This is a genomic window from Mesorhizobium sp. M7A.F.Ca.MR.148.00.0.0 (assembly GCF_003997735.1).
In the GTDB taxonomy this organism is placed as follows: Bacteria; Pseudomonadota; Alphaproteobacteria; order Rhizobiales; family Rhizobiaceae; genus Mesorhizobium.
The window spans coordinates 1-3986 of sequence record NZ_RZTB01000038.1 but is presented as its reverse complement, the minus strand read 5'-3'; the positions used below and the strand labels follow the sequence as shown (position 1 = coordinate 3986).

Sequence of the window (3986 nt, the reverse complement as noted above, 5' to 3'; positions counted from 1 at the left end):
CGTTTATACGCGCTGCCCGCGCTCTCGCCTGGAGATCAGCCAGGCGCGCCACGAGCGCTTGCGACGTCTCGACTTCAGGGCTCATCATTTTCATTTGTCCGATTTCAGCGGGGGTTTGACGAGCACACCCCGCCGCCATCCCTGCCTGGCCGGTTCGAAGTTTCAGTCGTAGACTTTCACAATCTTGCGTGTGCTCGGGTCCACCAGAACCGTTCGGTTGTCGACCACAGTATAGCGGTATTTGACGTTGGGAATCTCGTGGAGCTCGACCGTGTCTGGCAGAGCCGTGCCGACATTCAGCTCCACCTCCGGAAGCTTCACAGAAGCCAAGGGTTGCTTCTGCACGTATTCGCCCACGACGGTGTCCTGTTCCGGCGTGACAACCACATCCTGTGCCGCAACTGCGCCGACGCTGGCCAACAGCAAGAGCGCCGCAGCGGCGCTGCTTAGGTGCATCCCCCATTGTTTTCCTCCTCTTTTAATGTGGCGGCAGCACGATCGGCTGCGCGCCAGCCACCCGAACACGCCGCCACGCCAAACGTTCCTCATACGGGCCTCTGTCCGAATCCGCGCAGGACCAAAGTCTGGTTGGAAGACGCAATGGTCTTACCCGTTGGAAGTAGGCGGAACGGCTTAGGCCTAAAGGTTGTTGTCTCTCCAAATTCGGAGAGAAACAGTGGAAAAAAGTGTCGGCCAGGCGCGATGGTTGCTCGCACCGATTTTCGCAACAGCCATCACCTTCCTGGTGATGGGGGTCGTTCTTGGCTGACATGGCGTGGATCGGCGCAGCTACGTCCCTTCCTGCGCTGATAGGACCCGCGAGCCGCTTTCGGCGGCTGGCGGGTCCTGTATTTCACCGTGCGCTGGGCTGCTCATTCGGCAGCGAGCGCTTTCTAGCTCATGCACCTTGGGAGGTTTATTATGGATCGGCGATCCTTCTTGACCGCAATGTTTGGTGTTGCCGGGGCAGCGGCCCTTGCAAGCGCTGTCCGCCCAATCGAGGCAATGGCGGGTGTTCCAGGAGCCGGACACGGCATCCTCGACGAACTTGAGACGCCACAAACAGAGGCCTTTGACGAAGATTCACAGGCAGAAGTGCAGCAGGTCTACCATCGGGACTGGCACCACCGTCCCCACCGCCGCCGGCGGGGCTGGAGACGGGTCTGCCGCAGTTACTGGCGGCATGGCCGCCGTCGCGTCCGGTGCTACCGCCGACGGGGACCTTCGGTCGTCCTTCGATTTTAACTAACTTTCCGCCTTGGCCCGTTCCGGCTCACGCGCCGAGAACGGGCCGGTTGGGATCTTTTTGGTGAACGGTAACAATGACATTGGTCCAGAGATTGAATGCGAGTGGCAGCGCAAACCAACCGGGAAATGACAACGACCATGCCGCGGGGTTTGCGGACGCCGTCTCGTTGCCGGACGAGGAAAACATTGCCGACCTTGTCAGGCGAACAGAGCGCATGGCCATTTTGGTGGTTCTAGGAATGGGCGGCTGGTTGATGTTAGTGCCCGCTATTTACCTTGTACTGACCCACGGGATATGAACGACTTTCGGTGTCGCGGCAGCTGACTGCAGCATGTCAGTGGAAGCTAACGCAACAACCATGCGCGTCCAAATTTGAATTGCGGGAGCATCGCATCGCGGCTTCCGCACCCCGTTTCCTGTATCGGCAATATGGGGACGGGCTGTTTTGCTGGCGCGAGGCACAAGTGTCTGGAACCACCTACTATAGTGGTCCACGTCCGGCATGCTGAGAAGGCGCTCTCATCCAACCAGCCGCGCATACTCGGCCTCCGGTTTGCCGTAGGTGCCGTTTGCGCAAGCCGCAAGGCCGCTGCGGTCCCTGATATTCACTTCGCCACGTCGAGAATAGATGAAACCGCGTCCTTCCAGCACTTGCAGTCCAACGGTAACCCCTGGGCGTCTTGCTCCAAGCATGACGGCGAGAAATTCGTGGGTGATCGCGAGGCGTTCCCCGTGGACCCGATCGTCACACATTAGAAGCCAGCGCGCCAACCGCTCTTCAAGGTTTGATTTTGCGTTGATGAGGGCCGTATAGCTGGTCTGGATGTGGAAGTAGTGGACATAGCGCAACAGGAACAGGCGCAACGTTGGGCTGTTCGCAAGGGCCTCCTTGAAGGGCTCGGTTCCGATCCTGAAAGCGCTGCCGGGCGACTGAATGTAACATTGATGCGCCGCATAGTCAGCGCCCATCACGAGCGCGGCACCGGTCATTCCCTCAAAGCCGACAAGACCTACCTCGGCCTCCTTACCTGAAGCCGTCGCGACCACGGAGGCAATGCCGTCTTCCAGGAAGTAAACCGTCTCGATCTCCGAATCGGCTTTCTCCAAGATCATTTTCAGCTTGAGGTCACACAGTTCAAGGTGTGGCTGCAAAAGCCCCAGGTCACCAGGGTTAAGCCGACGCAACAATTGGTTTTTATAGGAATCGTTCTCTGGAATGGTCATAGCTCAATCCCGCTTGGGGCAAGAGCTTTCCAATCTCCCTGCCGTCTGCGCCCGTAAACACGTGCAGCCGATTTAGAGAAGATACGCCCTCTGGCGCGCGATTGACAGTGAAATGCGACCTGATGCACGGCGTCCCCTCAGCCGCCGAATTGCAAAACAAGGGTGTACAAAGTTAAAGGGTTGGAATCGTACAAGACTCTGCTTCGTACGAATCCGACAGTTTGTGATCGCGGCCAGCGCCGGCATGATGTGCATGGTTATCGATTTCGAGGTAGACGACGAGAAGGCGACTGGCAGGACCGACTGGCGAGGCGAAGGCTGTGCCCCATAACGGGTCAAACAATTTGGCATCTAAATTGCTCTGACAGGCATGGGGTGGGCGAGAGCCCGTCGCTTCGCAAATGGAGCGGCGGGTCTACTCTACCTGCGACTGTCGAATGGCCACAGCAGCAGGATGTACCCGCTTTTCAGCAGAGGCTAACGGAACATCCGTGCGCGTACAAAGTTGGATTTCAGGAAGCACCGCATGCCGGCTTCCGCAGCCCGTTTCGTGTCACCGGCAATGTGGGCGGGACGGGCTGTTTTGCGTCGGTAGGCGATTTATCCAAGCGGTGACCACTTGTGGGTGATCCAGTCCAACAAGCCTGCGTCAACCTGCTCGCACCCGACATATTCGCGGACCAAGCTTTCAGCCAGGTGGCGCCATTCACACGCGGGAACGCTTGTTTCCCTTACCAGGTTTCGAAATGCAGAGCGGAGAATGTCGGCATCGAAGGCCGAGACGGCAACAGGACCTGGATCCGGATCTTCCCAACCTCGGGCCAGGTCATCGCGGTGACGTTGGCGAAGGCGCTTGAGCAGTTCGCGCGAGGCCTCGATTGCGAGTCGGGAGTGGTCCATGCCGCGGCGGAATGAGGCAGTTCCGGCCAGGGAATGGTGCCGCAACCGAAAGCTGGTTTCTATAGCCGCCTGCGCGATTTCTATATGCGTTTCAACCATCGCGGCCTCCCTTCCAGCGAAGGGATCTATTTACTCTCTTTTCGGGCAGAAAGGATTCAAGGTACGGTTGCGTACCGAAGGCAGCCGCGTTTCTCAAAGTGGCCGGCGCCTTTTTGGCGGGGTGCTTCGGGGGATAGACGCCGGCCTAGCGGGCGGGGTTGGTCGGCATTGTCAGGTACCAAGCAACGGTTGCACGACAGTGCCGACCAAATCTGGGCACGAGGGTGGGCCTGATGACCAGGCTTTTGATGTTACTCACAAGGTGACAGCGTAGCAACTAAGCCTCATGGACTAGTTCGGACATGGTCGCTCATCAGGGGGAAGCAAGCTTTCGGAACTTTTACGCGAATCCCGAGTTGGCACAGTGGCGGTCGATTCTCAGGATGTAGCCGCCCTAAACGTGAACCCGTCGTGCTTGGCCAGCGCGGCGGGTTTCAGTTGTCATGCCTCCGAGCAAGACCTTTGCAACCATTTTAGCTTAATCTAATTTAAACTCGGTTAGTCCGAGTTTGCG

General features: G+C 58.2%; 3 protein-coding genes. All 3 read right to left on the bottom strand.

Features of this window, described 5'->3' with window-relative positions:
* Positions 1-162 precede the first annotated feature (162 nt).
* Positions 163-456 carry a DUF1236 domain-containing protein gene (locus EOB49_RS16335; protein WP_127381565.1) on the bottom strand — a complete coding sequence of 98 codons (294 nt, stop codon included), beginning with the start codon at positions 454-456 and terminating at the stop codon, positions 163-165.
* A 1312-nt stretch (positions 457-1768) separates the two neighbouring features.
* On the bottom strand, positions 1769-2473 hold the full coding sequence (locus EOB49_RS16320; protein ID WP_127381564.1) for a Crp/Fnr family transcriptional regulator: 705 nt from the start codon (positions 2471-2473) through the stop codon (positions 1769-1771).
* Between the two features lie 600 nt (positions 2474-3073).
* The gene (locus EOB49_RS16315; protein WP_127322797.1) at positions 3074-3472 is read right to left on the bottom strand and encodes a hypothetical protein; all 399 of its coding nucleotides are present in this window, start codon (positions 3470-3472) and stop codon (positions 3074-3076) included.
* Between the last annotated feature and the right edge of the window lie 514 nt (positions 3473-3986).